22 protein-coding genes are annotated in these 24,890 nt (G+C 63.9%); 16 read left to right on the top strand and 6 right to left on the bottom strand.

Annotation, left to right across the window (positions count from 1 at the left end; genetic code table 11):
- From EXN22_RS17255 to EXN22_RS17235, 5 genes are all read left to right on the top strand, one after another.
- A complete protein-coding gene (locus EXN22_RS17255; RefSeq protein ID WP_130265209.1) occupies positions 1-891 on the top strand; it encodes an ABC transporter permease in 891 nt (296 codons plus the stop codon).
- Positions 888-2,549, top strand: a complete 1,662-nt coding sequence (locus EXN22_RS17250) for a dipeptide ABC transporter ATP-binding protein (protein ID WP_130265208.1) — start codon at positions 888-890, stop codon at positions 2,547-2,549. Before EXN22_RS17255 ends, EXN22_RS17250 begins: the two co-directional genes overlap by 4 nt.
- A 25-nt stretch (positions 2,550-2,574) precedes the next feature.
- Positions 2,575-3,531: an acyl-CoA dehydrogenase family protein gene (locus EXN22_RS17245; protein WP_130265207.1), complete on the top strand. Its 957-nt coding sequence runs from the start codon at positions 2,575-2,577 to the stop codon at positions 3,529-3,531.
- Between the two features lie 61 nt (positions 3,532-3,592).
- On the top strand, positions 3,593-4,945 hold the full coding sequence (locus EXN22_RS17240) for an MFS transporter (protein WP_177414078.1): 1,353 nt from the start codon (positions 3,593-3,595) through the stop codon (positions 4,943-4,945).
- Between the two features lie 38 nt (positions 4,946-4,983).
- Positions 4,984-5,190 carry a hypothetical protein gene (locus tag EXN22_RS17235; RefSeq protein ID WP_130265205.1) on the top strand — a complete coding sequence of 69 codons (207 nt, stop codon included), beginning with the start codon at positions 4,984-4,986 and terminating at the stop codon, positions 5,188-5,190.
- Between the two features lie 399 nt (positions 5,191-5,589).
- On the opposite strand, the gene EXN22_RS17230 is transcribed toward EXN22_RS17235, so the two are convergent.
- Positions 5,590-6,690: a sigma-54 interaction domain-containing protein gene (locus tag EXN22_RS17230; RefSeq protein ID WP_130265204.1), complete on the bottom strand. Its 1,101-nt coding sequence runs from the start codon at positions 6,688-6,690 to the stop codon at positions 5,590-5,592.
- A gap of 10 nt (positions 6,691-6,700) precedes the next feature.
- Positions 6,701-7,888, bottom strand: a complete 1,188-nt coding sequence (locus tag EXN22_RS17225) for an acyl-CoA dehydrogenase family protein (protein WP_130265203.1) — start codon at positions 7,886-7,888, stop codon at positions 6,701-6,703.
- Between the two features lie 201 nt (positions 7,889-8,089).
- On the opposite strand from EXN22_RS17225, the gene EXN22_RS17220 reads away from it, so the two are divergent.
- Positions 8,090-8,305: a TOBE domain-containing protein gene (locus EXN22_RS17220; protein WP_130265202.1), complete on the top strand. Its 216-nt coding sequence runs from the start codon at positions 8,090-8,092 to the stop codon at positions 8,303-8,305.
- Positions 8,306-8,358: 53 nt separating this feature from the next.
- Here the strand turns inward: EXN22_RS17220 and EXN22_RS17215 are convergent, their stop codons facing one another.
- Positions 8,359-9,780, bottom strand: a complete 1,422-nt coding sequence (locus tag EXN22_RS17215; protein ID WP_130265201.1) for a purine-cytosine permease family protein — start codon at positions 9,778-9,780, stop codon at positions 8,359-8,361.
- Positions 9,781-10,161: 381 nt separating this feature from the next.
- On the opposite strand from EXN22_RS17215, the gene EXN22_RS17210 reads away from it, so the two are divergent.
- From EXN22_RS17210 to EXN22_RS17195, 4 genes are read left to right on the top strand one after another with little or no spacing between them, the layout of a single operon-like run.
- The gene (locus EXN22_RS17210) at positions 10,162-10,644 is read left to right on the top strand and encodes a DUF2165 family protein (RefSeq protein ID WP_130265200.1); all 483 of its coding nucleotides are present in this window, start codon (positions 10,162-10,164) and stop codon (positions 10,642-10,644) included.
- A gap of 24 nt (positions 10,645-10,668) precedes the next feature.
- Positions 10,669-11,766 (top strand): efflux RND transporter periplasmic adaptor subunit, encoded by a 1,098-nt coding sequence (locus EXN22_RS17205; RefSeq protein ID WP_130265199.1) that lies wholly within the window; start codon positions 10,669-10,671, stop codon positions 11,764-11,766.
- A gap of 22 nt (positions 11,767-11,788) precedes the next feature.
- Positions 11,789-14,872 (top strand): MexW/MexI family multidrug efflux RND transporter permease subunit, encoded by a 3,084-nt coding sequence (locus EXN22_RS17200; protein WP_130265198.1) that lies wholly within the window; start codon positions 11,789-11,791, stop codon positions 14,870-14,872.
- The gene (locus EXN22_RS17195; protein WP_130265197.1) at positions 14,869-16,269 is read left to right on the top strand and encodes an efflux transporter outer membrane subunit; all 1,401 of its coding nucleotides are present in this window, start codon (positions 14,869-14,871) and stop codon (positions 16,267-16,269) included. Before EXN22_RS17200 ends, EXN22_RS17195 begins: the two co-directional genes overlap by 4 nt.
- Positions 16,270-16,330: 61 nt before the next feature.
- Here EXN22_RS17195 and EXN22_RS17190 read toward each other — a convergent pair whose 3' ends face one another.
- Both EXN22_RS17190 and EXN22_RS17185 read right to left on the bottom strand, forming a co-directional pair.
- Positions 16,331-17,068, bottom strand: a complete 738-nt coding sequence (locus tag EXN22_RS17190; protein WP_130265196.1) for a nitroreductase family protein — start codon at positions 17,066-17,068, stop codon at positions 16,331-16,333.
- A gap of 30 nt (positions 17,069-17,098) precedes the next feature.
- Positions 17,099-17,758 carry a helix-turn-helix transcriptional regulator gene (locus tag EXN22_RS17185; protein WP_130265195.1) on the bottom strand — a complete coding sequence of 220 codons (660 nt, stop codon included), beginning with the start codon at positions 17,756-17,758 and terminating at the stop codon, positions 17,099-17,101.
- Between the two features lie 302 nt (positions 17,759-18,060).
- Here EXN22_RS17185 and EXN22_RS17180 point away from each other — a divergent pair, with 302 nt between their 5' ends.
- The 6 genes from EXN22_RS17180 (at position 18,061) to EXN22_RS17155 (ending at position 24,111) form a co-directional block, all read left to right on the top strand.
- A complete protein-coding gene (locus tag EXN22_RS17180) occupies positions 18,061-19,104 on the top strand; it encodes a methyltransferase (protein ID WP_130265194.1) in 1,044 nt (347 codons plus the stop codon).
- Positions 19,104-19,994, top strand: a complete 891-nt coding sequence (locus EXN22_RS17175) for a VOC family protein (RefSeq protein WP_130265193.1) — start codon at positions 19,104-19,106, stop codon at positions 19,992-19,994. Before EXN22_RS17180 ends, EXN22_RS17175 begins: the two co-directional genes overlap by 1 nt.
- A gap of 81 nt (positions 19,995-20,075) precedes the next feature.
- The gene (locus EXN22_RS17170; RefSeq protein ID WP_130265192.1) at positions 20,076-21,113 is read left to right on the top strand and encodes a formylglycine-generating enzyme family protein; all 1,038 of its coding nucleotides are present in this window, start codon (positions 20,076-20,078) and stop codon (positions 21,111-21,113) included.
- 2 nt (positions 21,114-21,115) lie between these two features.
- On the top strand, positions 21,116-21,712 hold the full coding sequence (ribA, locus tag EXN22_RS17165; RefSeq protein WP_130265191.1) for a GTP cyclohydrolase II RibA: 597 nt from the start codon (positions 21,116-21,118) through the stop codon (positions 21,710-21,712).
- A 29-nt stretch (positions 21,713-21,741) separates the two neighbouring features.
- Entirely contained in the window at positions 21,742-23,433 is a 1,692-nt protein-coding gene (locus EXN22_RS17160; protein ID WP_130265190.1) for a WD40 repeat domain-containing protein, read from the top strand.
- A gap of 18 nt (positions 23,434-23,451) precedes the next feature.
- On the top strand, positions 23,452-24,111 hold the full coding sequence (locus EXN22_RS17155) for an SAM-dependent methyltransferase (protein WP_130265189.1): 660 nt from the start codon (positions 23,452-23,454) through the stop codon (positions 24,109-24,111).
- A gap of 47 nt (positions 24,112-24,158) precedes the next feature.
- Here EXN22_RS17155 and EXN22_RS17150 read toward each other — a convergent pair whose 3' ends face one another.
- Positions 24,159-24,887, bottom strand: coding sequence for a class I SAM-dependent methyltransferase (locus EXN22_RS17150; RefSeq protein ID WP_130265188.1), 729 nt, complete (start codon positions 24,885-24,887; stop codon positions 24,159-24,161).
- Between the last annotated feature and the right edge of the window lie 3 nt (positions 24,888-24,890).

The following is a 24,890-nucleotide window of genomic DNA, read 5'->3' as shown; positions in this document are numbered from 1 at the left end:
ATGGCGCCGATCAATTCAACCACCGCCGTGCTGCCTGCCAGTGGCCTGATCCAGGCCCAGGCGCGCTTTGCCAGCCGCCGGCAACTGGCCTTGCGTCCGGGGCTGCTGCTGGCGGCGTTGTTCGTCGTGTTTTTGCTGCTGGCGGCGCTGCAACCGGGCTGGCTGGTGTCTGCCGACCCGCTCGAGGCCAGCGCCCGCCAGGCCTTCCAGGCGCCCAGCAGCCTGCATTGGCTGGGCACTGACGAGAACGGCCGCGACATCCTTGCACGGCTGGTCTACGCGGTACGCCCATCGCTGCTGCTGGGCCTGAGCGCCACCGCCGTGGGGCTGCTGCTGGGCACCGTCCTGGGGCTGGCGGCCGGGCTCGGCCCACGGCTGCTGGACGGCGCAGTGATGCGCCTGGTCGATGTGCTGCTGGCGTTTCCCGACCTGCTGCTGGCGCTGGTGATCATCACCTTCTTCGGCCAGGGCGCCGTCAACACCATCATCGCCGTCGGCGTTGCCAGCGTGCCGCGCTATGCGCGCCTGGTGCGCGCGCAAACCCTGGTGGTGCGCAACGCAGGCTACGTCGAGGCGGCCACCACCCTCGGCCTGGCACGGCGCCAGGTGATCTGGCGGCATGTGCTGCCCAATGCGATCAAGCCGATTTTGATTCTCGCCACCATCGGCATCGGCAGCACCATCGTCGCCGGCGCGGCCCTGAGCTTTCTGGGCTTTGGCGCACCACCGCCAGCGCCGGAGTGGGGCGGCATGCTCGCTATGGGCCGCAACTACCTGGCCAACGCCTGGTGGCTGGTGGCCTGGCCGGCGCTGGCGATCACCCTCACCGTGGTCTCGATCACCGCCATCGGCCGCGAACTGCTGCGCCGCAACGAAGGTAAACGCCTATGAACGCTGTTATCCAACACCCCGCGCCGCTGATCGAGGTCAGCGACCTGCAGGTGCGCTTCGGCCAGGCCGCGCCGGTGCTCAAGGGCATCAGCTTCAGCCTGCGCCAGGGCGAATGCCTGGCGCTGGTGGGCGAGTCCGGGTCGGGCAAGAGTGTCACCTCGCGCACCCTGGCCGGGCTCACCGGTGCCCATGCGCAGGTGCAGGCCAGCCGCCTGGCCTTTGCCGGGCAGGACCTGCGCCAGTTCGACGAGCGCGCCTGGCGCCGGGTGCGCGGCGCGCAGATCGGTTTCGTCATGCAGGACGCCCTCGGCGCGCTCGACCCGCTGCGGCCGGTGGGCAAGGAGATTGCCGAGCCGCTGCAATTGCACACTGAACTGGACGCCGGGCAACGCCAGGCACGTGTGCTGGAACTGCTGCGCGCGGTCGGCGTGCCGGAGCCTGAGCTACGCGCCCGCCAGTATCCCTGGCAGCTCTCCGGTGGCTTGCGCCAGCGCGCCCTGATCGCCTCGGCGATTGCCTGCAACCCGCGTCTGCTGATTGCCGACGAGCCGACCACGGCGCTGGATGCCACGGTGCAGGCCCAGGTGCTGAGCCTGCTCGAGTCGCTGCGCGGCGACAGCACGGCGATGCTGATCGTCAGCCATGACCTGGCGGTGGTCTCGCGTCTGGCCAACCGCGTGGCGGTGATGCACAACGGCGTGATCGTCGAGCAGGGCAGTGTCGAGGCCGTGCTGCAGGACCCGCAGCACCCTTACACCCAGTACCTGCTCAAGGCCGGTGCGGCGGTGCATTTTCGCCGCCCGCAGGCGCCGGCACTGGCGGCGGTTGCTACACCTGTAATGGAAAGCAGTGCACCGCTGTTGCAGGTGCAGCAACTGAGCAAGGCCTTCAAGGGCCCGGACGGCAAGCTGCGCACGGTGGTCGACAAGGTCTCGCTGCAGCTGCACAAGGGCCGCACCTTAGGGATCGTCGGCGAGTCGGGCTCGGGCAAGACCACCTTGACGCGGATGATCCTCGGCCTGGAAACACCCGACAGCGGCGAGATCCAGATCAATGGCCGGCCCTGGTTGCAGCTCAATGACCAGGACAAACGCCAGCTGCGCCGCAGTATCCAGGTAGTGTTCCAGGACCCGCTGAGCTCGTTCGATCCACGCTACACCGTGCAGCGCGTGCTGTTCGAGGCGCTGGAGGTGGCCGGGCATGCGCGCGCGCAGTGGCGCCAGCAGGCGGTCGAGTTGCTGCACCTGGTGCGCCTGGATGAAGCACTGCTGGAGCGGCGCCCGATCGAGCTGTCGGGTGGCCAGCGGCAACGCATCGCCATTGCCCGCGCCCTGGCCGCACAGCCGCAGATCCTGGTGTGCGACGAGCCGGTGTCGGCGCTGGATGTGTCGGTGCAAGCGCAAATCCTCGAGCTGCTCGACGACCTCAAGCAACGCCTGGGCCTGGCCTGCCTGTTCATCTCCCACGACCTGGGGGTGATCAACCATGTCAGTGACCAGGTGCTGGTGATGAAAGACGGCGTGGCGGTGGAAAGCGGCGCCGTGCGCGAGGTCTTCGACCGCCCGCAACACCCCTATACCCGTGCCCTGCTCGACGCCATTCCGCAGCTGGAAAGCGGTCGTCGGGTCAGTTTCGAATTTCTCCGCCTGGCGATCTGATCGCCCGACCCTACAAGGACAGCCCATGCCTGGTTTATCCGCAGTACCGCGCGCTGAACGGCGCAACCTTGACGACCTTAAGGGCAATACCGAGAACCTGTTGCCACTGATCGCCGCCGGCGCCGCGCAGCGCGAGCGCGAGCGCCAGTTACCCTATGAAGCCGTGCGCCAGATTGCCCAGGCCGGGCTCTACACCTGCCGCATCCCCGAGGCCTATGGCGGCCCGGGTGGCAGCGTCAGCGATGTGATCGGCCTGCTGTTGCGTATCGCCTCGGTGGACTCCAATGTCGCCCAGGCGCTGCGCCCCGGCTTTGGTTTTATCGAAGGCTTGTTGTCTTCCACTGCCGACGGCGCCGAGGCCGAGCGCCAGCGCTGGTTCGCCCGTTACCTGCAAGGCGCGGTGCTGGGTAATGCCGGCTGGGAAGTGGGCGGCGCCAATGGCGCGATCAGTGCGCGCATCGTGCGTGACGGCGAGCACTATCGCGCCAGCGGCAGCAAGTACTACAGCACCGGTTCCCTCTATGCCGACTGGGTCAGCGCCGTGGCCCTGGATGAACACGACCAGCCGGTGTCGTTCGTGCTGCCGCGTGATCGCAAGGGCCTGGAACTGCTCGATGATTTCGACGCCATGGGCCAGCGCCTGACTGCCAGTGGCACTACGCGCCTGGACGATGTCGTGGTGTACGCCGACGAGATCCGCACCCGCACGGTGGAGGAGGGCAGGCGCACCATCGTCACGCCGTTCTTGCAGCTGTTCCTGGCCACGGTGCAGGCCGGCATCGCCCGCAATGCCCTGGACGATGCCACGCTGTTTGCCCGTGAGCATGCCCGGCCGATCAAGCACAGCAGCGCCACGCGCTCGGTGGATGACCCCTATGTGCAGCTCAGCGTCGGTGACATCGCCGCCCGCGCCTTCACCGCCGCCGCGGTGGGCGCCTGGCAACTGACCGGCACACCGCCGCCAACCTCGGGGCTGTTCTGACTTGGGTATCCTGCAGGCGCCTAAGCTCTGCGACAGCATCCGCCAATCGCGGCGGGTGCCGATGATCATCGGCTGCGCGCTGTTGATGGAGCTGATCGACGCCACGGTGGTGATGACCGCCTTGCCGCAGATGGCCTTGGAGTTCGGCGCACCGAGCGTGCGCATGAACCTGGTGGTGTCGTTGTACATGCTCGCGGCGGCGTTGGCGGTGCCGGTCAGCGGCTGGGCGGCGGACCGCTACGGGCCACGGCGGTTGTTTGTTCTGGCCATTGTGCTGTTCACTCTGTCGTCGCTGGCCTGCGCCCTGGCCGGCTCCTTGCTGCAGCTGTGCCTGGCGCGCCTGTGCCAGGGTGCGGCGGGGGCGATGATGGTGCCGGTGGGGTTGATGATCCTGCTGCGCTGGTCGCCGCGCGAGCAGCTGCTGCGTAACATGTCCTACCTGACCATCCCGCCGCTGCTGGGGCCGATGCTCGGGCCGCCGCTGGGCGGGTTGCTGGTGACGCTGTTGTCGTGGCAATGGATCTTTCTGGTCAACCTGCCCATCGGCGTACTCGGGGTTTACCTGGTGCTGCGGCACATTCCCGATTATCCCGGCGACAGCCAGCAACGCCTGGACCTGCGCGGCTTGCTGCTGGCCAGTGTGGCCTTGGCATCACTGGTGTTCGGCTTCGAGGCGCTGGGCCATGGTTTGCTGGCGCGACGTTGGGTGTTGCTGTTGCTGCTGCTTGGGTTGCTGGCGGCAGTGCTGTATGTGCGCCATGCCCGCCGCTGCGCCCAGCCGCTGCTGGACTTTGCGCCCTTGCGCGTGCGTAGCTTTGCCTTGAGTTTCTGGGGCGGCAACCTGTTCCGCCTGGGTACGGCGGCGCAGCCGTTCCTGATGGTCCTGCTGTTTCAACTGTGCTTTGGCCTGAGCCCCTTGCATGCAGGGTTACTGACCTTTACCGGTGGCGTTGGCGCTTTTGTGGTCAAGCTGCTGGCGGTGCGTATCCTGCGCCGCTTCGGCTTTCGCCGCACGCTCAGTTGCAATGCGCTGTTTACCGGATTGAGCCTGGGCGCCTGCGCCAGTTTCAACCTCGACACGCCGTACTGGCTGGTGGTGTTGATCCTGTTCGTCAGTGGCCTGATCCGCTCGTTGCAGTTCAGCGCCATGGGCGGCCTGACCTATGCCGACGTGCCTGCGCAGCTGCACAGCCGCGCCAGCAGCCTGTCGGCGGCGACGGTGCAGTTGACCATGAGTTTGTCGGTGGGGGTGGCGGCTTCGTTGCTCAGCCTGCTGATGAGCATCAAGGGTGAGTCGCAGGTGGCGGTGGCGGATATCGCCCTGGTGATTGGCGTGGGTGCGCTGGCGTGCATGGCCTCGGCGCTGGTGTTCCGGCGCCTGGCGCCAGATGCCGGCGCACAGACATACCTGTAGGAGCTACGCCCTCTCGGTGGGAGCGGGCTTGTCCCGCGATGAGCATCGGTATCTACACATCTCTAATCCTGATCTATGAAGATGGCTCAGGGGTGGTCTGCGCATGTGTGCTGATCCAGTTGATGTGGCGAGGCTGCCGGCTCCTTCCGCCCTTACGTGAACTGACCCCCTCCATCGGTGCTCCACTCGGCCTACTGAAGTCGCTGCAGATCAAGATCAAGATCAAGATCAACAGCGCGGTGTGAACACAAATGTGGTGTGCGACCTCAGCCAGCAAGAGCGAAGCGAATTGTGCTGTTGATCTGGCTTTTGATTTTTCGCGATTTCAGGAGGCCGAGTGGAGCACCGATGGAGGGGGTGCAGGCCCATGGATGGGCCGCAAAGTGCCGAGGGACATGGATGTCCCTTCGGCGCGGCCCCCGGAGTCGGTGCGTAAGGAGGGAACCCGGAGCGCAGCGCAGGGCCGGATGATTGAGCGAGCGGTTTTGCTCACTTTTGCCAAGACAAAAGTGAGCCGCCGTAAGGGCGGAAGGGGCCGGCAGCGTCGCCACATCAACTGGATAAGCACGCCTATCACGAGCCAATAGGCTGACTCGCTAGAGATGTGTAGATACCTATGCCGCGATGAGGCCATCCCTGGCTTACTAGATGGACAAATTCAACACCCGCTCCCCCTGGGTACTCCCGGCAGGCTGCCTGCGATTCACCGCCAGCTCGCCCATCTTGATCAACCGGGTGCGGGTGACATTGCGGCTCAAGCCGAGCAAGTTCGCCGTGTGCACCTGGTTGTAGTGGCTGAAGCGATACGCCGCACGCAACAGCGCATCCTCGACCTTTTCGTGCAAGGCACCCGCCGGCTGTTCGAAGAGTTTCTGGAAGGCCCGCTCCAGCAGCCCTTCAGCCGAGTCATCAAGGCCTGGGCTGTCGTCGGCGCGCTCGATGCGCATGTTCGACAAGCGCAGGTCTTCCTGGCGGATCACCCCGTCGCGGCAGATCAGCAAGGTGTGGTGGATGACGTTTTCCAGCTCGCGGATATTGCCCGGCCAGCCGTAACTGCGCAGCTTGGCTTCGGCCTCGCTGCTGAGGCGGACCTCACCATAGCCCAGGCGCTGGCTGTAGGCCTGGATGAAGTGGCGGGTCAACGGCAGGATGTCGCCCGGGCGTTCGCGCAGCGGCACCAGCTCCAGGCTGACCACGTCGAGGCGGTAGTACAGGTCTTCGCGAAAGTGCCCGGCATTGATGGCTTTTTCCAGCTGCACGTTGGTCGCGGCCAGCACCCGCACGTCGATGGCAATGCTCTTGCGCGAGCCCAGGCGCACCACTTCGCGCTCCTGCAACACCCGCAACAGTTTGACCTGGATCGGCATCGGCAAGTCGCCGATCTCGTCGAGGAACAGCGTGCCGCCATTGGCTTCTTCAAACCAGCCGGCCTTGGAACTCAGGGCGCCGGTGAACGCGCCCTTTTCGTGGCCGAACAGCTCGGCCTCGACCAATGATTCGGAAAACGCGCCGCAGTTGACCGCCACGAACGGCTTGTCGCGTCGGCCGCTGAGGTTGTGAATGTGGCGGGCCACCAGCTCCTTGCCGGTGCCGGTTTCGCCGATGATCAGCACGCTGGCTTCACTCGGCGCAACCCGCTGCAGGTGCGCCAGCAGGGCCCGCGACTTGGGGTCTTCGAACACTTGCGCGGTGGCGCGGATCGAGGTGGCCAGGGCCGGGGAGGGGGGCAGGGTCAACAATTGCATGGCGGTCACACTATGAGTAGAAGGTCGGGGTCGGCAATTGCCCGCGCAGGGCCCATTCACCGAGTTCGTGCAGCTTGTAGTCGAGCGGGTCGTGCAGGCTCTGGGTACGCAAATTGCGCCAGTGGCGGTCCAGGCCCACCGAGGCCTGGGTGGCGCGGGCGCCGGTGACTTCAAACACCTTGCTGCAGATTTCCAGGCCATCGCGGCTGGCGGCGACCTTGGCGGTGGCGATGGTCACGGCCAGGCGCCCGCGTTGTTCGGCGCTCAGCGCTGCGCCTTTGGCCCAGGCCTGGTCCAGCTCGACGGCGGCCTGCTCGACCAGCAGGCGCGCACCCTGCAGGCGCACCCAGAAGTCGCCGAAATGGTTGAGCACGTAGGGGTCGGCGCTGCTCTGTTGGGCCGCTGACTTGAACCACGGCCGCGACTCGTGCTGGGCATAGTGGCGGGCTTCTTCAAAGGCGCCTTCGGCAATGCCGAGGAAGATGTTGGCGAAGTGCAGTTGGGCGATCAGCGGGCGCAGACAGGCGAATGGCGTGCTCAAGGGGCCGGGGTCGAGCAGCAGGTCGCTTTCCTCCACCCGTACCCGCTCGAAGGTGACGCTGCCGCTGTCGGTCTGGCGCTGGCCCATGTTGTGCCAGTCGTTATGCAGGGTAATGCCGCTGCGGGCGCTGGGAATGGCGGCGATCAACAGCTTGCCGCCGGCGCTCTCATCCACCGCCGAGGCGATGAGCATTTGCGAATCGCTGGCGCCGGAGCAGAAGCTTTTCTTCCCGGAAAACTCGCGAAAGCCGCCGCGGTCCTTGACCACCGTGCGAGTGTCCAGAGGGTTGAGGGCATTGCCCCAGAACCAGCGCTTGCGCGCGGTCAGTTCGAACCAGGGTTGCCACTGCGCCGGGGTGGCGAACAGGCGCACGGTGGCGAGCATCAGGTGATGAAAGCCGAACACGTGGGCCAGCGAGCTGTCGACCCGGGCAAATTCGCGCACCACTTCAAAGGTTTGCGCCCAACTGCCGCCCAGCCCGCCAAAGTCGCGAGGGATGCTCAAGGCCAGCAGGCCGCTGCTGCGGATGGCATCGCGTTCGGCCTTGGGAGTGCCGCCCTGACGGTCGCGTTCGACCGCCGTGCGGGCAAACTCGGTGGTCAGTTCCCGCGCGATTTGCCAGGGGGTCAAGGGGATGCTGTGCAATGGTGCGCTCACTTGCTCTATGAGGGTGGCACCGATGCTAAATGATCTAAAAAACTGAAAATAAATAACTTATGGGTCTTTCGATATGCCTGACTGTATATTTCTTTTTGTTCTATATTCGTAAATATTTATTCTTTTTAATTTTATTCGAGCCGGCGCACTCTGCACCTCAAGCACTGCGCGGCAGTGCACCACAGGATGAGGACGCACAACATGACCATCAAGGCGATCAACGTACGCAATCAGTTCAAAGGCACGGTCAAGGAGATCATCGAAGGCCCGGTGGTGTCGGAAATCGATGTGCAGACCTCGGCTGGTATCGTCACCTCGGTAATCACCACCCGTTCGGTACACGAGCTGGAACTGCGGATCGGCAGCGAAGTGATTGCCTTCGTCAAATCCACCGAGGTGTCGATCGCCAAGCTATGAAAGGCAGGAGCAAAAAAGGCCGAGCCCCGGCAACAGGGCTCGGCCTTTTTGTTTCAGGAACGACTGGTGTGCGGCAGGATCATGTGCGCCGGCGCATCGGCTGCCTTGCGCCGCGCCACGCAGTAGTACAGCACGCTAGGCACCACCAGGCCGATGATCCACGACACATCGACACCGCCCAGGTGAGCAACCATGGGCCCGGTGTAGAGTTTGGTGGAAATGAACGGCATCTGCACCAGTACGCCAAAGGTGTAGACCAGAATCCCGGGCAGGTTCCAGCGCCCGTAGCGGCCGTTGGGGTCGGCCAGGGCCGGTACGTCGTAGCGCTCCTTGGTGATGAAGTAGTAATCCACCAGGTTGACCGCGCTCCAGGGCACGAAGAAGGTCAGCAGGAACAGGATGAACGACTTGAACGCGGCCAGGAACGAATGCTGGCCGAGCAGGGCGATCAGGGTCGCGGCGCCGACGATGGCGAGGACGAAGACCAGCCGCTGGCGCCGGGTCACTTCGATGTGCCCGCGAAAGCCACTGATGATGGTGGCGATGCACATGAAGCTACCGTAGGAGTTGAGGGTGGAGATGGTCACCTTGCCGAAGGCAATGCTGAAATACAGCAGCGCGGCCGTGGCACCGGTACCGCCCAGGCCGACGATATAGGCTACTTCTCGGCCTGAAAACTGGCCGTTGGCAATCGCTGCGGCAAACACCCCGAGGACCATCGACGCCTGGGCGCCGACCACCGAGCCCAGGCCTGCGGCGAGGAAGGTCTTGAACGATGAGGTATTGCTTGGCAGGTAGCGCGAGTAGTCCGCTACATAGGGGCCGAACGAGATCTGCCAGGACGCCGACAACGACACCGCCAGCAGGAACGAGGCCCAGGTGAAGTGGCGGTTTTCCAGAAGCTGGCCGATGTCGCTGATGACCATGATGCGGCTGAACAGGTAGACGAAGGCGATAATCCCCAGCACGCTGGCAAGCCGGCCGATCCAGTGGATCATGCGGTAGCCGAACACCGTGGCAAGGACAATGACGCCGGCGAAGATCAGAATCCCGGTGCTGTCGCTGACGCTCAGCAACTGGCCGATGGCCTGGCCCGAGAGCACCGTGCCGGTGGCGGTAAAGCCCAGGTACATCAGGCACACCAGGGCAATCGGGATGGCCGCGCCATAGACCCCGAACTGCACCCGGCTGGAGATCATCTGCGGCAGGCCCAGCTTGGGCCCTTGGGCGGCATGCAGGGCCATGACCGCGCCACCGACCAGTTGCCCCAGCAGCAGGCCGATCAGCGACCAGAACACATCGCCGCCGAGCACCACGGCCAGGGCCCCGGTGACGATGGCGGTGATTTGCAGGTTGGCACCCAGCCACAGGGTGAACTGGCTGTAGAGGCGTCCGTGTCGTTCATTTTCCGGAATGTAGTCGATCGAACGGCGCTCGATCAGGGGCTTGCTGCGCGAGGCATTGGCCTGGGTCATTGCTCGGGTTCTCCGCCTATTGTTGTTGTCGCGGTCGGGTCGCTGGCCGAACACAGGCAGGCAGCGACTGAACCGATATGAGCATGTCTATACAAATACAGTCAAGTGAAGGTGTCGGCATTGGCCACTCCATCCGTCGCGATGGATGGGGGCGAGGATTTTGCGCAACTGCGAAATAGCCGATCGGTTGATCAACGTCTTCAGCCCGTGCCTGCGTAGGCTTTTGCCGACTCGCGGGGCCGATAAAGGCAAAGCATGACCGTCGACAATGTTTGCGCGGTGCAGGGTGGTTAGCGTCTTGTGGGTTGTGCATTGGAAGGCACAGCTCTAATATCCAAGTGTTTTCTTGTGTTATTGCGCTCAACCATCACGGACGTTCAAATGGATTTGCAGACCTCCCTCTGGCTGTTCCAGGCAGTCCAGGCCATTGGCCTGAGCCTCTGGCTATGCATCGCGGTACTCAACAACCTCCAGGCCTTTCGCGCCTCCCTCGGCGCGGTCGGCGCGACCATGGCCATGGCGCCGCTGCGCCAGGCGCCGGCAATCGACATCCCGCTGCTGTCCCGGGCCCTGCATGCCCCGGCGCTGCACCGCCTGGCCCTGGTGCTGGTGCTGGTGTTGCAGGTGGCGGCCGCCGTCACCGCGCTGATCGGCAGCTACCTGCTGCTCACTGACAGCACCGAGCTGGCCAGGCCCTGGCTGAACCTGGCCTTGAGCGCGTTCCTGGGCTTTACCTTCGCCATGCTCCTGGGCGGGTTGTGGTTTGGTTACTGGATTCGTCAGGAAGGCTTGCAACTGACCCATCTGGTGCTGGTGCTCTGGGCCCTGTTGGCCTTCGTGGTGTTCAACGTGCAGTGGGCCTGAGGCCACGTTCACAGGGAGTGGTGAATGAACAGGAAGAATCTTGCGCTCGGTACCGTATTGGTCGGCGCAGCAATCGCGTTGCTGGTGCTCTGGCAACAACCGCACTCGGCACAGGCTTCGGCGCCACCGGCGCGCACGCTGCTCAAGGTGGCGCTGGGCACGGTACAGCGTGGCCCGGCCAACGGCTTTTTCGCCGGCGTCGGCGAGCTTGAGGCGGCGCGCCAGGTGCTGGTTTCGGCCGAGATCGGCGGGCGGGTGACACGGATCAACTTCGTCTCCGGGCAGCAAGTGCGCCGCGGCGATGTGCTGATTACCCTCAACGATGCCCCGGAACAGGCTGAGCGCATCCGCCTGCAGGCGCAATTGCACAACGCCCGGATCAACCATCGCCGGGTTCGCGAGCTGCTGGCGGAAAACGCCGCGACCCAGGAGCAACTCGACAACGCCCTGGCCGCCCGCGACATGGCCAGCGGTGAGCTGGCGCACACCGAGGCGGTGATTGCGCAGAAAACCATCCGTGCACCCTTCGACGGCGTGCTGGGCATTCGCAAGGTCAACGAGGGCCAGTACCTGAAGGTTGGCGATGCGCTGGTCAGCCTGATCGATCCCCGCACCCTGTATGTGAACTTCTCCCTGGATGAGCAACTGAGCATTCACCTCAAGCCCGGCCAAGCGGTCGAAGTGCTGCTCGATGCCTACCCCGAGCGGACCTTCCAGGCGCGCATCAGCGCCATCGATCCGCTGATCGAGCGTTCGCGCACGGTGCAGGTGCAAGCCACCCTGGACAACGCCGATGCGCAGCTCAAGGCCGGCATGTACGCCAGCGTCAAGGTCGCCGACCCGCAGGTGAACGAGATCCTCAGCGTGCCGGAAACCGCCGTGACCTACACCGCCTATGGCGACACGGTGTTCCTCGCCCGCCATGACGAGCAACAGCAGGCCCTGGTGGTGCAGCGGGTGCCGGTGAAGATCGGCGAGCGCCAGGACGGCCGGGTGATCATCCTCGAAGGCCTGCAGCAGGACGATCAGGTGGTGACTTCCGGGCAACTCAAGCTCAGTGACGGGGTGGCGGTCGAAGCGACCGAAGACACCCTGCAACGCCCGGTACTGTCCGGCTTCTGACTGCTTGCCTGGAGATTCCCAGATGAAATTCACCGATCTGTTCGTGCGCCGGCCCGTGCTGGCGCTGGTGGTCAGCATTCTCATTCTGCTGCTGGGCATTCTGTCCCTGCGCCAGTTGCCGATCCGCCAGTACCCGATGCTGGAAAGCTCGACCATCAGCGTCACCACCGACTACCCCGGCGCCTCGGCGGAACTGATGCAGGGCTTTGTGACCCAGCCGATCGCCCAGGCGGTGTCTTCGGTGGAAGGCATCGATTACCTGTCGTCGTCTTCGGTCCAGGGCCGCAGCCTGGTCACCGTGCGCATGGAACTCAACCGCGACTCGACCCAGGCATTGACCGAGGTGATGGCCAAGGTCAACCAGGTGCGCTTTCGTCTGCCCGAGCAGGCCTACGACCCGGTGATCGAACGCTCCTCCGGCGAGTCGACGGCAGTGGCCTACATCGGCTTTGCCAGTGACAGCCTGTCGACCCCGGCGATGACCGATTACCTGGCGCGGGTGGTGGAGCCGATCCTGACCACCATCGAGGGTGTGGCCAAGGTCCAGGTGTTCGGCGGCCAGACCCTGTCGATGCGCTTGTGGATCGACCCGGCGCGCCTGGCCGCACGTGGCCTGACGGCGGCCGATGTGGCCGAGGCGGTGCGGCGCAACAACTACCAGGCGGCGCCCGGCAAGATCAAAGGGCAGTTTGTGGTCTCCAACATCCGGGTCAACACCGACCTTACCAGCGTCGGCGAATTTCGCGAGTTGGTGATCCGCAACGATGGCAATGGCCTGGTGCGTATCAAGGACATCGGCACCGTCGAGCTGGGCGCAGCGTCGGTTGAAACCAGCGCCTCCATGGACGGCGTGCGCGCCGTGCACCTGGGCCTGTTCCCGACCCCGGGCGGCAACCCGCTGGTGATCGTCGACGGCATCCGCAAGGTGCTGCCCGATATCCGCAAGACCCTGCCGCCGGACGTCAAGGCCGAGCTTGCCTTCGAGACCGCGCGCTTTATCCAGGCGTCGATCGACGAGGTGAGCAAGACCCTGCTCGAAGCCCTGCTGATCGTGGTGATCGTCATCTACCTGTGCCTGGGTTCGCTGCGCACCGTGTTGATTCCGGTGGTGACCATTCCGCTGTCGATGCTTGGGGCGGCGGCGCTGATGCTGATGTTCGGCTTCAGCCTCAACCTGCTGACCTTGCTGGCCATGGTCCTGGCCGTTGGCCTGGTGGTGGACGATGCGATTGTGGTGGTGGAGAACGTCCACCGCCACATCGAGGAGGGCAAGAGCCCGGTGGCCGCCGCCTTGGTGGGGGCGCGGGAAGTGGCCGGGCCGGTGATCGCCATGACCATCACCCTGGCTGCGGTGTACGCGCCGATCGGCATGATGGGCGGGCTCACCGGGGCGCTGTTTCGCGAGTTCGCCCTGACCCTGGCCGGGGCGGTAGTGGTCTCTGGCGTGGTGGCCCTGACCCTGTCGCCGGTGATGAGCTCGTTCCTGTTGCAGTCCAAACAGTCCGAAGGGCGCATGGCCCATGCTGCCAACCGCTTCTTCGATGCCCTGGCTGCGCGTTACAGCCGAGCGCTGGAGTTCTCCCTGGCGCGGCGCTGGCTGAGCGCAGGTTTTGCCTTGCTGGTGTTGCTCAGCCTGCCCTGGCTGTATGGCTTGCCCCAGCGTGAACTGGCGCCGACCGAAGACCAGGCCGGCTTGCTCACCGCAATCAAGGCGCCGCAGCATGCCAACCTTGACTACGTCGAGCGCTTTGCCGACAAGCTCGATCAGGTCTACAACCGCCTGCCGGAAACCGTCAGCACCTGGATCATCAACGGCAGCGACGGCCTGGCCTCGGGTATCGGCGGTATCAACCTGTCGCTGTGGGACGAGCGCAAGCGCAGCGCCTCGCAGATCCAGGTCGACCTGCAGGCGGCGGTCAACGATGTCGAAGGCACCAGCATCTTCGCCTTCCAGTTGCCGGCCTTGCCAGGCTCCACCGGCGGCTTGCCGGTGCAACTGGTGCTGCGCAGTTCCCAGGATTATCAAGTGCTGTACCAGACCATGGAAGAGATCAAGCGCAAGGCCCGAGAGAGTGGCCTGTTTGCTGTGGTCGACAGTGACCTGGACTACAACAACCCGGTGCTCCAGGTGCGAGTCGATCGGGCCAAGGCCAACAGCATGGGCATCCGCATGCAGGACATCGGCGAGTCGCTGGCGGTGCTGGTGGGCGAGAACTACCTGAACCGCTTCGGCCTGCAAGGGCGCTCTTATGACGTGATCGCCCAGAGCCCGCGCAGCCAGCGCCTGACCGCGCAGACCCTGACCCGCCAGTACGTGCGCAGCGAAGACGGCACGCTGGTGCCGCTGTCGACGGTGGTGCAGGTGTCCGAGCAGGTCGAGCCGAACAAGCTGACCCAGTTCAACCAGCAGAACGCCGCGACCTTCCAGGGCATTCCGGCGGCTGGCGTTACGCTGGGCGATGCAGTGGCGTTTCTCGATGAAGTGGCCGCTTCGTTGCCGGCTGGTTTCAGCTACGACTGGCAGTCCGATGCGCGCCAGTACACCCAGGAAGGCAGTGCGCTGATGCTGGCCTTCCTGGCGGCGGTGATCGTCATCTACCTGGTACTGGCGGCGCAGTACGAAAGCCTGGTCGACCCGCTGATCATCCTCATCACTGTGCCGCTGTCGATCAGTGGTGCACTGATTCCGTTGGCGCTGGGCTATGCGACGGTGAACATCTACACCCAGATCGGCCTGGTGACCCTGATCGGCCTGATCAGCAAGCACGGCATTCTCATGGTCGAGTTTGCCAACACCCTGCAGGAGCAAGAGCAGCTCGACCGCGCTGCGGCGATCAGCAAAGCGGCGCAGATCCGTTTGCGGCCGATCCTGATGACCACCGCAGCCATGGTGGTCGGCCTGATCCCCTTACTGTTCGCCTCGGGCGCCGGCGCCAACAGCCGCTTCGGCCTGGGCCTGGTGATCGTCTGTGGCATGCTCATCGGCACCTTGTTCACCCTGTTCGTGTTGCCCACGGTGTACAGCCTGCTGGCGCGTAAACACTCGGTGGCCGCGAGCACGCCACGGGCGGTTTCCCTGGCCGATGCGTTGAGGAACGAAGCATGAACGGACACCCTCTGAGCCTGATCGCCGTGCTGCTGGGCCTGGCCCTGGCGGGCTGCAAGGTCGGCCCCGACTACCAGAAGGCGACTCCGGCGCCGCTGGCGCTGAGCACGCCGCAACAGCAGCAGTTCGCCCAGCAAGGGCAATTGCCCGCGCAGTGGTGGTCGTTCTTCGATGACCCGCAGTTGAACCGTTTGGTCGACACCGCGCTTGAGCACAACCACGACATCCGCGAGGCCCAGGCCAACCTGCTGGCGGCGCGGGCGCTGTTCGACGACCGGCGCCTGGACCAGTACCCGGGCGTCACTGCCCGCACCGGTTTCAGCCAGAGCCTTGAACAACAGCAACTGGCCGATGGCAGCGATCCGCAGCGCATGTTCTCGCGCAGCTACCGCGCAGGCTTTGACGTGCAGTGGGAGATCGACCTGTTTGGCCGCTTGCAACGCCTGACGGCGGCGGCCCAGGCCAGGACCGAAGCGGCGCAGGCCGACCTTGAGCAGATGCGCCTGAGCATTGCCGCCGAAGTCGCCCGCGCCTACTACCAGCAACAGGGCGGACGCCGCAGCCTGGAGGTGGCCCAGTCCGAGGTTGAGGCCTGGCGTGAAACCTTGAAGCTCACCCGCGCCCAGGTACGCGCCGGCAGTGGCCAGTACGAGGATGAGCAGAACGCCCAGGCCAACCTGCTGCTCAGTGAGGCGGCGGTGCCGCCGTTGCAGGCGGCGGTGGAGGAGGCCGGTTACCGCTTGGACGTGCTGACCGGGCGGGCTCCGAGCCTGGCTGGAACCTCGGCGCCCGTGCACTTTTTGCCGCCCTTGGCGCGGCAGTTGCCCTTGGGTGACGTCAACGCGCTGATCAACAACCGCCCGGATGTCGCCAGTGCCGAGCGGTTACTGGCGGCCAGCAGCGAAGACGTTGGCGTGGCCACCGCCGAGCTGTATCCGCGTCTGGACCTGGGTGGTTTTATCGGCTTCTTTGCCCTGCGCAGTGGCGACCTGGGCAGTGCTGCCCGTGCTTATGAACTGGCGCCGACGGTGACCTGGCCGGCATTTCGCCTGGGCAATGCCAAGGCCCGTTTGCGTGCTGCCAAGGCGCAAAACCAAGGAGCGCAGGCGCGCTATGAGCAGTCCTTGCTGTTGGCCCGCGAAGAAGTGGAAAACGCCGTGACTCGCCTGGCCCGCAACCAGACCCGCCTCGGTGCGCTGATGCAGTCGGCGGCCCATGGCGCCGATGCCGTCGACATCGCCTCCAAGCGTTATCGGCGCGGCGCCGGGAGCTACCTGGCAGTGCTGGAGAACCAGCGGGCGTTGTTCTTGATCAAGCGTGAAGTGGCGCAAGCGGAAACCGCTTCGTTCCTCAATGCGATTGCCTTGTACAAGGCGCTGGGGTGGGGTAGCGGCTGATCGCGGGGCAAGCCCGCTCCCCACACAGTGTGGGAGCGGGCTTGCCCCGCGATGAGGCCCGTCAGTCCGCCGCCAAACCATTGGCCAGCAACTGCGCCTTGAGCTGCGGCCGATAGTTGCGTGCATAGCAACGACCGATACTGCTCGACCAGCTTTGCCCCTCAACCCGTCCGGCAATCTGCCAGTGTTCCATCAGTGCGGCATCGTAGGCTTCGATCGCCGCCGGCAACACCTGGGCGTCATAGCGCTCATCATGACGAAAGGACACCAGGGGCAAGCGTGGCTTTTGCAGCGCCGGCTGCTGTACATAGCCCAGGGCCACCCCGCACAGGGCAAAGGATTTTTCCGGCAAGCCGAGCAACTCGATCATGCCGCTGGCATTGGCCCGAATACCGCCCACCGGCACCACACCCAACCCTAGCGAGCGCGCCGCGGTCATCAGCGTCGCGAGCATGATGCCGCCATCGGTGCAGGCGGCAATCATGCCTTCCAGGTGCTGGTGAATACAGTGCTGCTCGCCCGTGCGTTGTGCGGCCAGTGCGGTTTTGTGGAAGTCCACCACCAGGGTGATGAACACGGGTGCCGCGCTGATCCAGGGCTGCCCGCCCGCCAGCTCGGCAATCTGCCGGCGGCGCTCGGCGTCGCGCACCACCACGGCGGAAATATGCTGGGCGTTGAACGAGGTGGGCGCCTGGTGGGCGGCGCCCAGGATGGCATCGAGTAGCTGATCGCTGATCGGCCGGTCGTGAAAACTGCGCTCGCTGCGGTGGCTGGCGAGCAGCTCGAGGGTCGGGTTCATGTGCGCCTCATTCCTTAAGGACTTATGGGTTTACTGCGCGGGCGCCGTCCTCGGCAAGACCCGGTACACGCAGCGTCGATCACCTGATATCAGATGTTCGCAGCGCTCGACAAGCGCCTGCTCACCGAACACCGACTGGAAAATCTGCAACTCCGAACGGCAGAAGCCCTGGCAGCGGCTGGCCGCCACGCAGATCGGGCAGTGGTTTTCGATGATCAGCCAGCCGTTGTCGCTTTCGACCATTTCTGCCATGTAGCCGGCCCGCTCACGCAGTTGCACCAGTATGCGCACCTTGTCTTCCACCGATTCGGCCTGGCTGCAGGCCTGCTGGTATTCGCTGCGGTTGGCGATTTCCATGCGGGTGATGAGTTGGTCGACCCCGGCATTGCCGAACACCTGCTCGACCGTCTCGATCAGTTGCAGGGTCAGAACGCTGTGGGCGTCGGGGAAGCGGCGCTGAGCCGCCTCGGTCAGGGTCCACTTTTGCGAGGGGCGGCCGGCGCCTTTGCCCGGGGCGCTGATGCCGGTGATCAGCTCGCTGGCCTGCAGTTTCTGGATCTGCTGGCGGGCGGCTTCGAAGGTGATGTCGAGCAAGCTGGCAAGGTCAGTGGTTTTCAGCGCGCCACGGGTCTTGAGCAAAAACAGGATGCGGTCGGCGGTGGAGCTGGCGTCGGCGGCAGGTGCAATCATCGTGTGAGCATTACCATGGAATAGGCGTTATCGGTCGACCTTGGGCGCCATCCTTTGCGCAGGTAACGAGCGTGAGCATAAGCAGTTTTAGCACCGCCATGATTATTTGTAAAAGGCATCAACTACAAAGTTTAAAGCTCAAAAAAATATAAAAGATCAAATTTGTGTTTTTCCCGGTTGCGACTACGATCATTTCTTAGTTTTGCCTGTGGCTGCCGTGAGCGCCATCGGCCAAACGCGTGCAGGGCAGGCCAGGGGCCTGAAGCGTTTTATGGAATGCAACTCAACAGGGAAGTGAGTGTATGAATGCGCAAAAACCGGTGACCATCTATGAGCATGCCGAAGAGGCCAACACCCTCAACGGTGTGTTCGACCTGGTGAAGCTCTCCGACCAGTATCGCCAGTCGGCCATCCTTCATTCGGCAGTCGCCCACAAGGTCTTCGATCACACCCGCGCGCCGGTCAAGGCCGAAGTCGTCAGCCTGGCACTGGGCTGGGTGGCCAACAAGGGCAAGATTTTCCTTAATGCCCTGGTTGCCATGGGCCTGCTGCAAAAGACCGCGCAAGGCTTCGTCAACTCGCCGTTGAGCGAGCGCTTTCTGGTCAGCAGCAGCGCCGAATTCATCGGCCCGATCATTGCTCACCAGCGTCTGCAGTGGCAGAACTGGCCGCGCTTGGGCGAGATTCTCAGCACCACCGCGTCGCTGAATTTCCAGCAGGAAAACCGCTTCAAGCACGATGTCGCAGCCCGTGATGCCTTTAACGATGCCATGGTTCGTTTCAGTCAGCCAATGGTCGATGTTCTGCGTGAACTGTCAGTGTTTGACCATGCGCACAAGGTCATCGACCTGGCCGGCGGCCATGGCACCTACATCGCCGAGATCGCCCGCCGGCATCCACAGGTCAAAGGCGAAATCTGGGACCTGGACGCTACCCGCCAGGCCGCCCAGAGCACTATCGGCAACTACCAGCTCGAGCAGCGCTTGAGCTTCAAGGAGCGCAACCTGCTGGACCTGGCCCGTTACCAGGATGAACGCGCCGATGTGGTGATGCTCAATGACTGCCTGCACTACTTCACCCGCGAGCAGACCACTGCGCTGGTCAAGGGCGCCAGTCAGTTGCTGGAGGCTGGGGGGGCGTTGCTGATCCTCAGCATGACCCTGGACGAGGACGAGATTCACCCGGCGTTGTCGGCTGATTTCTCCCTGCACATGATGGTCAACACGGTGAACGGCGAGCTGCACCCGACCCGCTGGCTGGCCCAGCAGATGCAGGACCTGGGCCTGAGTGTCGAGCAAGAGCCGATTGGCCGCTACACCTTGCTGGTTGGGCGGAGGGTCAACTGATGCTCAAGTTCATTGTGTTGCATGCGGCCAACCCGGATGCCCATGCCCTGACCCTGATCGGTGAACTGGGCCAGGTGGCCAGCGCTGCCGGCTTCGAGCTGCACGCCACCGCGCAACTGGCCCGTCAAGGCGAGGCGGATGGCCTGATCGTGCTGTTATCCGGCGATCAACAAGCGGCCCTGGCGGCCCAGCTCAAAGGCGCCGAACGCCTGTATCGCAACACGGCGGTGACTCTGGTGCGCCTGGCCGATGGCCAGGGCAGGGAAGCCCCCGTACAGGACATCACCCAGCAATTGCTGCAGGCTGCGGCCTGCTTTATCTACCCCTATGGCCTGAGCCAGCTGGACAAGGCGCAGCCGAGCGCCTCGCTCAAAGCCTGGTTGGCGGGGTACTCGAAATTCACCGCCGCAGTGAAAATGTGGCGTGCCCTGGAAGGGGTGTCGATCGACGCCGCCGCGCTGGCCCACCAGCAACCGCAGCTCAATCACATCAACATCCTGGCCCGCGACCTGGAGCTGTCCCAAGCCTTCTACCGTGACATCTTTGGTGCGCGCTACTGCTACAACCTCGGCCCGCGCAAGGTGGTGATGGAGCTCAATGGCTTTGACTTTTTCATCGAGCAGAGCGCCGAGTTCAGCTACCCGCCGGGTTATCACATCGGCATTCGCGCGTTGCCCGAAGACGTCAAGCGCATTGCCGAGCGGGTCGTCGCCACTGGCACGATCAAGCTGGTGAAGGGTAATGGCCCCGCGCCAGGCTATCACCATGGCCCGGACAACGTGCGCAGCGCTGTGTACTTCGAAGACCCCGATGGCCTGGTGGTGGAAGTCTACAGTGCGGAAATCGAGATGATCGAAACCAACCGCCGACTGCTGCTCGACCAGCTCTGAGGCCAGCCCTGGGTACTACGTCGTGGGCCGAACCGGGTTCGGCCACGCCGTGGGTGTCGTTACTCAAAACAAGGTGCAAGGATGAACAGTCTCAAGGATCGGCATTGGCCGCGGCTACCCAGCCCGCTGCCAAAAGACGTAACGGACCGGGTGCTGATGGGTTACCCGGAACATTACTTGGAATACCCGCTGGTGGAGCAGGTCGGGCTGGCAATCCGCTCGCTGCTCGATACCCCTGTCGAGCAACTGCTGACGCTGCTGCAAAGCGCTGGCGTGCCACTGTACCGGCGCATCGCCGCAGGCGAGGTACTGGGGCTGCGCGGTGACCCGCGCATCGATGTGTTCAACCCGCAAATGATCGACATCGCCGCAGCCACGGTGCAGATCGGCCTGAGCCCCGAACGGGTCAGCCAGGTGCTGGACGAGTTCGACGGCCTGGGCCTGGACCGCAGCTGGATCGACAAGGAAACCCCGCTGCACAGCGTGCACCTGGACAGCTACCGCATCGCCCGCTTTGCCGTGACCAACAGTGAATACCGCGAATTTCTGCTCGACAGCGGCCATCCCTCGCTGCCCAGCAGCTGGGCTTTTGGCCGCTATCCGCAGCAGCGCGCCAACCACCCGGTGTACAGCGTCAGCGACAGCGATGCCGATGCCTACGCGCAGTGGCTGAGCCGCCGCACCGGCCGGCGTTTTGCCTTGCCTAGCGAAGCCCAGTGGGAGCATGCCGCCGCCGGGCCCCAGCGCCTGCAATTTCCCTGGGGCGAAAGCTTCATTGCCGAGTACGCCAACACCATCGAGCTGGGTTACCTGGACAGCACCCCGGTGGGGGTGTTTCCCCAGGGTGCTTCGCCGTTCGGTGTGCTGGACATGGCCGGCAATGTCGAGGAATACGTCGCCGATGACTACCAAGCGTACCCCGGCGGCCCGCAGATCAATGACGACCTGGTACAGGATGTCGGTCGTCACCGTATCGCCCGTGGTGGCAGCTTCACGCGTTTTCGCGACCTGGCGCGCAACCCTCGGCGACATGGGCGTTACCCGCGACCGATCTATGTCATGGGTTTTCGCCTGGTAGAAAACAACAACGCAAGTACCTGTCAATCGTGCGAGGTTTGATCATGAACAACGACGTTTCGCTGCATACCAAGGTGCCGATCTCGATCCTCGGTGGTTCGGTGGATGCCCATTTTTTCGGCTTCAAGGGCTTTGACAAACACAACGAGCACTTTGCCGTCGGTATCAACCTGGACAAGGCCGAGGTGCCCCTGGTGCGGGTGCATTCGGAATGCATCACCGGCGATGTGTTCGGCTCCCAGCGCTGCGATTGCGGCCCGCAGTTGCAGGAGGCGCTGAACACCCTGAACGTGCAGGGTGGCTACCTGATCTACCTGCGTCAGGAAGGCCGCGGTATCGGGCTGTACTCCAAGTTCGAAACCTACCTGCTGCAAGACCGTGGCCTGGACACCTACGAGGCCAACCTTGAGCTCAACCACCCGGCCGATTCGCGCAGCTTCAGCCCCGCCGCGCAGATGCTCAAGGCCCTGAACGTGCACCGCTGCCGCCTGCTGACCAACAACCCCGACAAGGTCAGCCAGCTTCGCGATGGCGGCATCGAGGTGCTCGACCAGGTGCCGACGGGTGTGTTCCTGACCCAGCACAACCGCAACTACCTGCTGTCGAAGGTGGCCAAGTCCAGCCACTCGATCAAACTCTGATTGTTCTCTGAAGAAAAAAGGATTTTTCGATGAAACACATAGGCCCCATCAGCGGCATTGCCGCCCATGCTGCAGAGTTCGTCGCCACCGCCGGCTACGATAACCAGGTCATTCTGTGGAATGCCCGCACCGGTCTGCCGATTCACCGCGTACACCATGATCACCTGGCCAATCAGTGTGCGTTCAGTGCCGATGGCAAGCACCTGGTCAGCGCCAGCAGCGACTACACCGCGCGGATCTGGGAAGTGCCGAGCATGCGCCTGAAGGCGGTGCTGTCCGGCCACCAGGACGACGTTGAAATGGCCGTGTTCTCACCCGACGGTACCCAGGTTGCCACCTGCTCGCGTGACCACGTGCTGCGCATTTTCGATTTGAACGGCAACCTCAAGGGCAGCTTTCATGGCCACCAGGCCGACGTGATCTCGGTGGTCTGGTCGCCAGACGGCAAGCGCCTGATCTCCAGCAGCGACGACGGCACCGTGCGCCAGTGGGACACCGCCAGCCTGGCCCAGTGCGACGAGGTGGATATTGGCGGGGTCGAGACCGACACCATCGCCATTACCCGCAACGGCGTGGTCTTTGCCGGTGATGACGAAGGACGCATCTCGATCATCGGCCAGGGCCAGGTGCGCAGCATTGCCGCCCACGACGCCGGGATCAAGCGCATTGTCTGGAACGACGACAAGCAACTGCTGGTGACCCTGAGCTACGATCGCTCGGCGATCCTCTGGCGCCTGGATGAGCAGCACAACCTGAGCAAGCTGCGCAGCACGGCGTTGCCGAGCATCATCTGGCCACGCAGTTGCGCCTTTGTCGGTGAACAGGAGCTGGTGTTCGCCACCTTCGGTTCGCGCTATGCCACCTGGAATTACGAGCTTGACCAGTGGAGCGTCGACGGTATTCAGCCGGCGGTCAGCATCAATGCCGTGGTCAGTGCCCAGGGCCAGCAGTACAGCATCGGCGATGCCGGCTTGCTGTTTCGCGACAACCAGCCGCTGACCGGGGTCGGCAGCCTGTGCAACTTCCTCTTGCCGTTCGGGCCGCTGCTGCTGACTGGCGGGCAGATGGGCCAGGTGTTCGATGCCCTGAGCGGGGAGCTGTTGTATCAGCACCGCTCGCCACTCAACTGCGGCGCCACCTTTGAGAAAAACGGCGTGCCCCACGCATTGATCGGCACCTACACCGGTGAAGGCCTGGTGTTTATCCTGGACGGTCGCGCCGGCCTGAAGCTGGTGGCCTCGATCGCCATGCACGATAACGCCATCAAGGGCGTCGCCGCCAACGACCGCTACCTGTTCAGCGTCTGCGCCTCGGCCGATGCTGCCTTGCATCGTATCGACGACTTCAGTTGCGCGCGGCACATCGACAATGCCCATTCGCGTATCTCCAACGGCTGCTGCCAGATCGACGGCGGCTTTGCCAGCATCGGTCGCGACCTCAAGCTGCGCCTGTGGCTGGACGGCGGTGATGAGGTTTACGACTCGCCGCACCAGCACTCGATCAAGTGCATCGGCGCTTCAGCCGATGGTGCGATCATCGCCACCGCCGCCTACAACGGCACCGTGGCGCTGTTCGACCTGGCCACACGCAGCTGGCAGCCGCTGCAACGGCCTACTGCCGCCGGTATTTCCTGCATCACCCACAGCGGTCAGCAGCACGATTTCCTGGCCAGTTCCTACGACGGCAACATCTATGGCATCGCCGCCCGGCGTGCCTCCTGAAGGCGAGGAAATCGGTCAATGAGCAAACAGTCAGAAGATTTCATGGAGCCGTCGGCCTACCGCAAGGCCCTCGATACCTCGTTCGTGCACCGTTACAGCCACGGCGAAGACGAGTGGTCGTGGGACATCGGCATGGCCCGGGCGGCGCGGATTTTTCTCGAAGCCCTGGGCACCAGGCCCGATCAGCGCATTCTCGATGTTGGCGTCGGGCGTGGCCGCGATGCCTCGGAGTTTATCCAGGCCGGGCACCGGGTTACCGGCCTGGACATCGTCGAGAACTCCAGCTGGCCGCTGTTGCGCAAGCGCTGGGGCGATCGCCTGGAGCTGGTCAACAGTGCATTGCAGGACTGGCAAGGCGAGGGTGGCCGGCAGTTCGATGCGGTGCTCGATAACGGCTGTTTCCACCATCAGCACCCCGATGAGTGGGATGCCTACCTTGCGCACATGCGCAGCCATGTACGCCAGGACGGCCTGATTGCCCTGAACGTCTTCGGTGTGGACAGCAGTAACTGGGTGCCGGGCTGGCGCGAAATGGACAACCGGCGCCAGGGCTACTTCTTCACCGAGCAGGGCATCCGCGACACCCTCGAAGGCTATGGCTTTACCTGGCAGGAACTGGTGGTGATCGAGCGCCAGCATGGCGACGCCATGTACCTGCTGGCGCTGGTGCGCAACTAGGCTAGCGTGCGGCCGGGCCCTGAGTCATCGGGGCCCGGCCGAGGCCTTTACTTCCTGCAGATCAGGCCGATCTGCAGGCTGTTGCTTTCAAACCCATCCCAATAGCCCGGCTCTCGGGCTTCCTTGCGTTGCTTGCTGATCAACGGGGCGATCCAGCGCCAGTCACTGAAACCCGCCGCCTTGATCGCGTCTTCGTACACATCCTGACGCCAGCGGTAGTAGGTGAAGTCGGCCGGTGGCGTGGACATGAACTGCGCCTTGCAGCGATAGCCGCCGTTCACCACGTTTTCATTCAGCACGCTGATGCCATAGCGGGTGAAATTACCCTTGCTCAGGTCGAACGCCGGGTTGGCAGTGTAGGCCACCAGTTGGCCCCCAGGCTTGAGGTTCTGCGCGACCGTGCTGAACATGCGCTGCAACTCCTCGACACTGCCGGCATAGTTGAACAGCCAAGCGGCGGTCACCTTGTCATAGCTGCCGATACGGCCCATCTGCACCACGTCGCGTACTTCGTAGGCGATGCCGTCATTGGCCTGGCGGGCGTGGTAGATCATGCTCGGCGAAATGTCCACGCCGCGTACATGGGCGGCGCCCCAATCCTTGAGCTGGCGGCTGAAAAAGCCGTGGCCGCAGGCCAGGTCGAGAATGTCCAGGCCCTGCACGTTGCCGACCATATAGCGAAACGTGTCGACTTCGACACCGCGCTGGCTGGCGTGGCTGGTGAAGTCTTCGAACTGTTCGCTGATGCGCTCGTACACCTGCTTCGCTTCTTTCATCGG

It is taken from the genome of Pseudomonas tructae (assembly GCF_004214895.1).
Lineage (GTDB): Bacteria > Pseudomonadota > Gammaproteobacteria > Pseudomonadales > Pseudomonadaceae > Aquipseudomonas > Aquipseudomonas tructae.
The sequence above is the reverse complement of the archived record's forward strand: the minus strand, read 5'-3'. Positions and strand labels throughout refer to the sequence as shown.

What these genes read in the sequence shown, in the direction of transcription:
- EXN22_RS17235 (WP_130265205.1), top strand. Translation starts at nt 4,984, where the DNA reads ATGAGCATCGGTATCTACACATCTCTAATCCTGATCTATGAAGATGGC.
- EXN22_RS17175 (WP_130265193.1), top strand. Translation starts at nt 19,104, where the DNA reads ATGCTCAAGTTCATTGTGTTGCATGCGGCCAACCCGGATGCCCATGCC.
- EXN22_RS17180 (WP_130265194.1), top strand. Translation starts at nt 18,061, where the DNA reads ATGAATGCGCAAAAACCGGTGACCATCTATGAGCATGCCGAAGAGGCC.
- EXN22_RS17195 (WP_130265197.1), top strand. Translation starts at nt 14,869, where the DNA reads ATGAACGGACACCCTCTGAGCCTGATCGCCGTGCTGCTGGGCCTGGCC.
- EXN22_RS17250 (WP_130265208.1), top strand. Translation starts at nt 888, where the DNA reads ATGAACGCTGTTATCCAACACCCCGCGCCGCTGATCGAGGTCAGCGAC.
- EXN22_RS17155 (WP_130265189.1), top strand. Translation starts at nt 23,452, where the DNA reads ATGAGCAAACAGTCAGAAGATTTCATGGAGCCGTCGGCCTACCGCAAG.
- EXN22_RS17230 (WP_130265204.1), bottom strand. Translation starts at nt 6,690, where the DNA reads ATGCAATTGTTGACCCTGCCCCCCTCCCCGGCCCTGGCCACCTCGATC.
- EXN22_RS17245 (WP_130265207.1), top strand. Translation starts at nt 2,575, where the DNA reads ATGCCTGGTTTATCCGCAGTACCGCGCGCTGAACGGCGCAACCTTGAC.
- EXN22_RS17240 (WP_177414078.1), top strand. Translation starts at nt 3,593, where the DNA reads ATGATCATCGGCTGCGCGCTGTTGATGGAGCTGATCGACGCCACGGTG.
- EXN22_RS17205 (WP_130265199.1), top strand. Translation starts at nt 10,669, where the DNA reads ATGAACAGGAAGAATCTTGCGCTCGGTACCGTATTGGTCGGCGCAGCA.
- ribA (WP_130265191.1), top strand. Translation starts at nt 21,116, where the DNA reads ATGAACAACGACGTTTCGCTGCATACCAAGGTGCCGATCTCGATCCTC.
- EXN22_RS17170 (WP_130265192.1), top strand. Translation starts at nt 20,076, where the DNA reads ATGAACAGTCTCAAGGATCGGCATTGGCCGCGGCTACCCAGCCCGCTG.
- EXN22_RS17160 (WP_130265190.1), top strand. Translation starts at nt 21,742, where the DNA reads ATGAAACACATAGGCCCCATCAGCGGCATTGCCGCCCATGCTGCAGAG.
- EXN22_RS17185 (WP_130265195.1), bottom strand. Translation starts at nt 17,758, where the DNA reads ATGATTGCACCTGCCGCCGACGCCAGCTCCACCGCCGACCGCATCCTG.
- EXN22_RS17255 (WP_130265209.1), top strand. Translation starts at nt 1, where the DNA reads ATGGCGCCGATCAATTCAACCACCGCCGTGCTGCCTGCCAGTGGCCTG.
- EXN22_RS17200 (WP_130265198.1), top strand. Translation starts at nt 11,789, where the DNA reads ATGAAATTCACCGATCTGTTCGTGCGCCGGCCCGTGCTGGCGCTGGTG.
- EXN22_RS17215 (WP_130265201.1), bottom strand. Translation starts at nt 9,780, where the DNA reads ATGACCCAGGCCAATGCCTCGCGCAGCAAGCCCCTGATCGAGCGCCGT.
- EXN22_RS17190 (WP_130265196.1), bottom strand. Translation starts at nt 17,068, where the DNA reads ATGAACCCGACCCTCGAGCTGCTCGCCAGCCACCGCAGCGAGCGCAGT.
- EXN22_RS17210 (WP_130265200.1), top strand. Translation starts at nt 10,162, where the DNA reads ATGGATTTGCAGACCTCCCTCTGGCTGTTCCAGGCAGTCCAGGCCATT.
- EXN22_RS17220 (WP_130265202.1), top strand. Translation starts at nt 8,090, where the DNA reads ATGACCATCAAGGCGATCAACGTACGCAATCAGTTCAAAGGCACGGTC.
- EXN22_RS17150 (WP_130265188.1), bottom strand. Translation starts at nt 24,887, where the DNA reads ATGAAAGAAGCGAAGCAGGTGTACGAGCGCATCAGCGAACAGTTCGAA.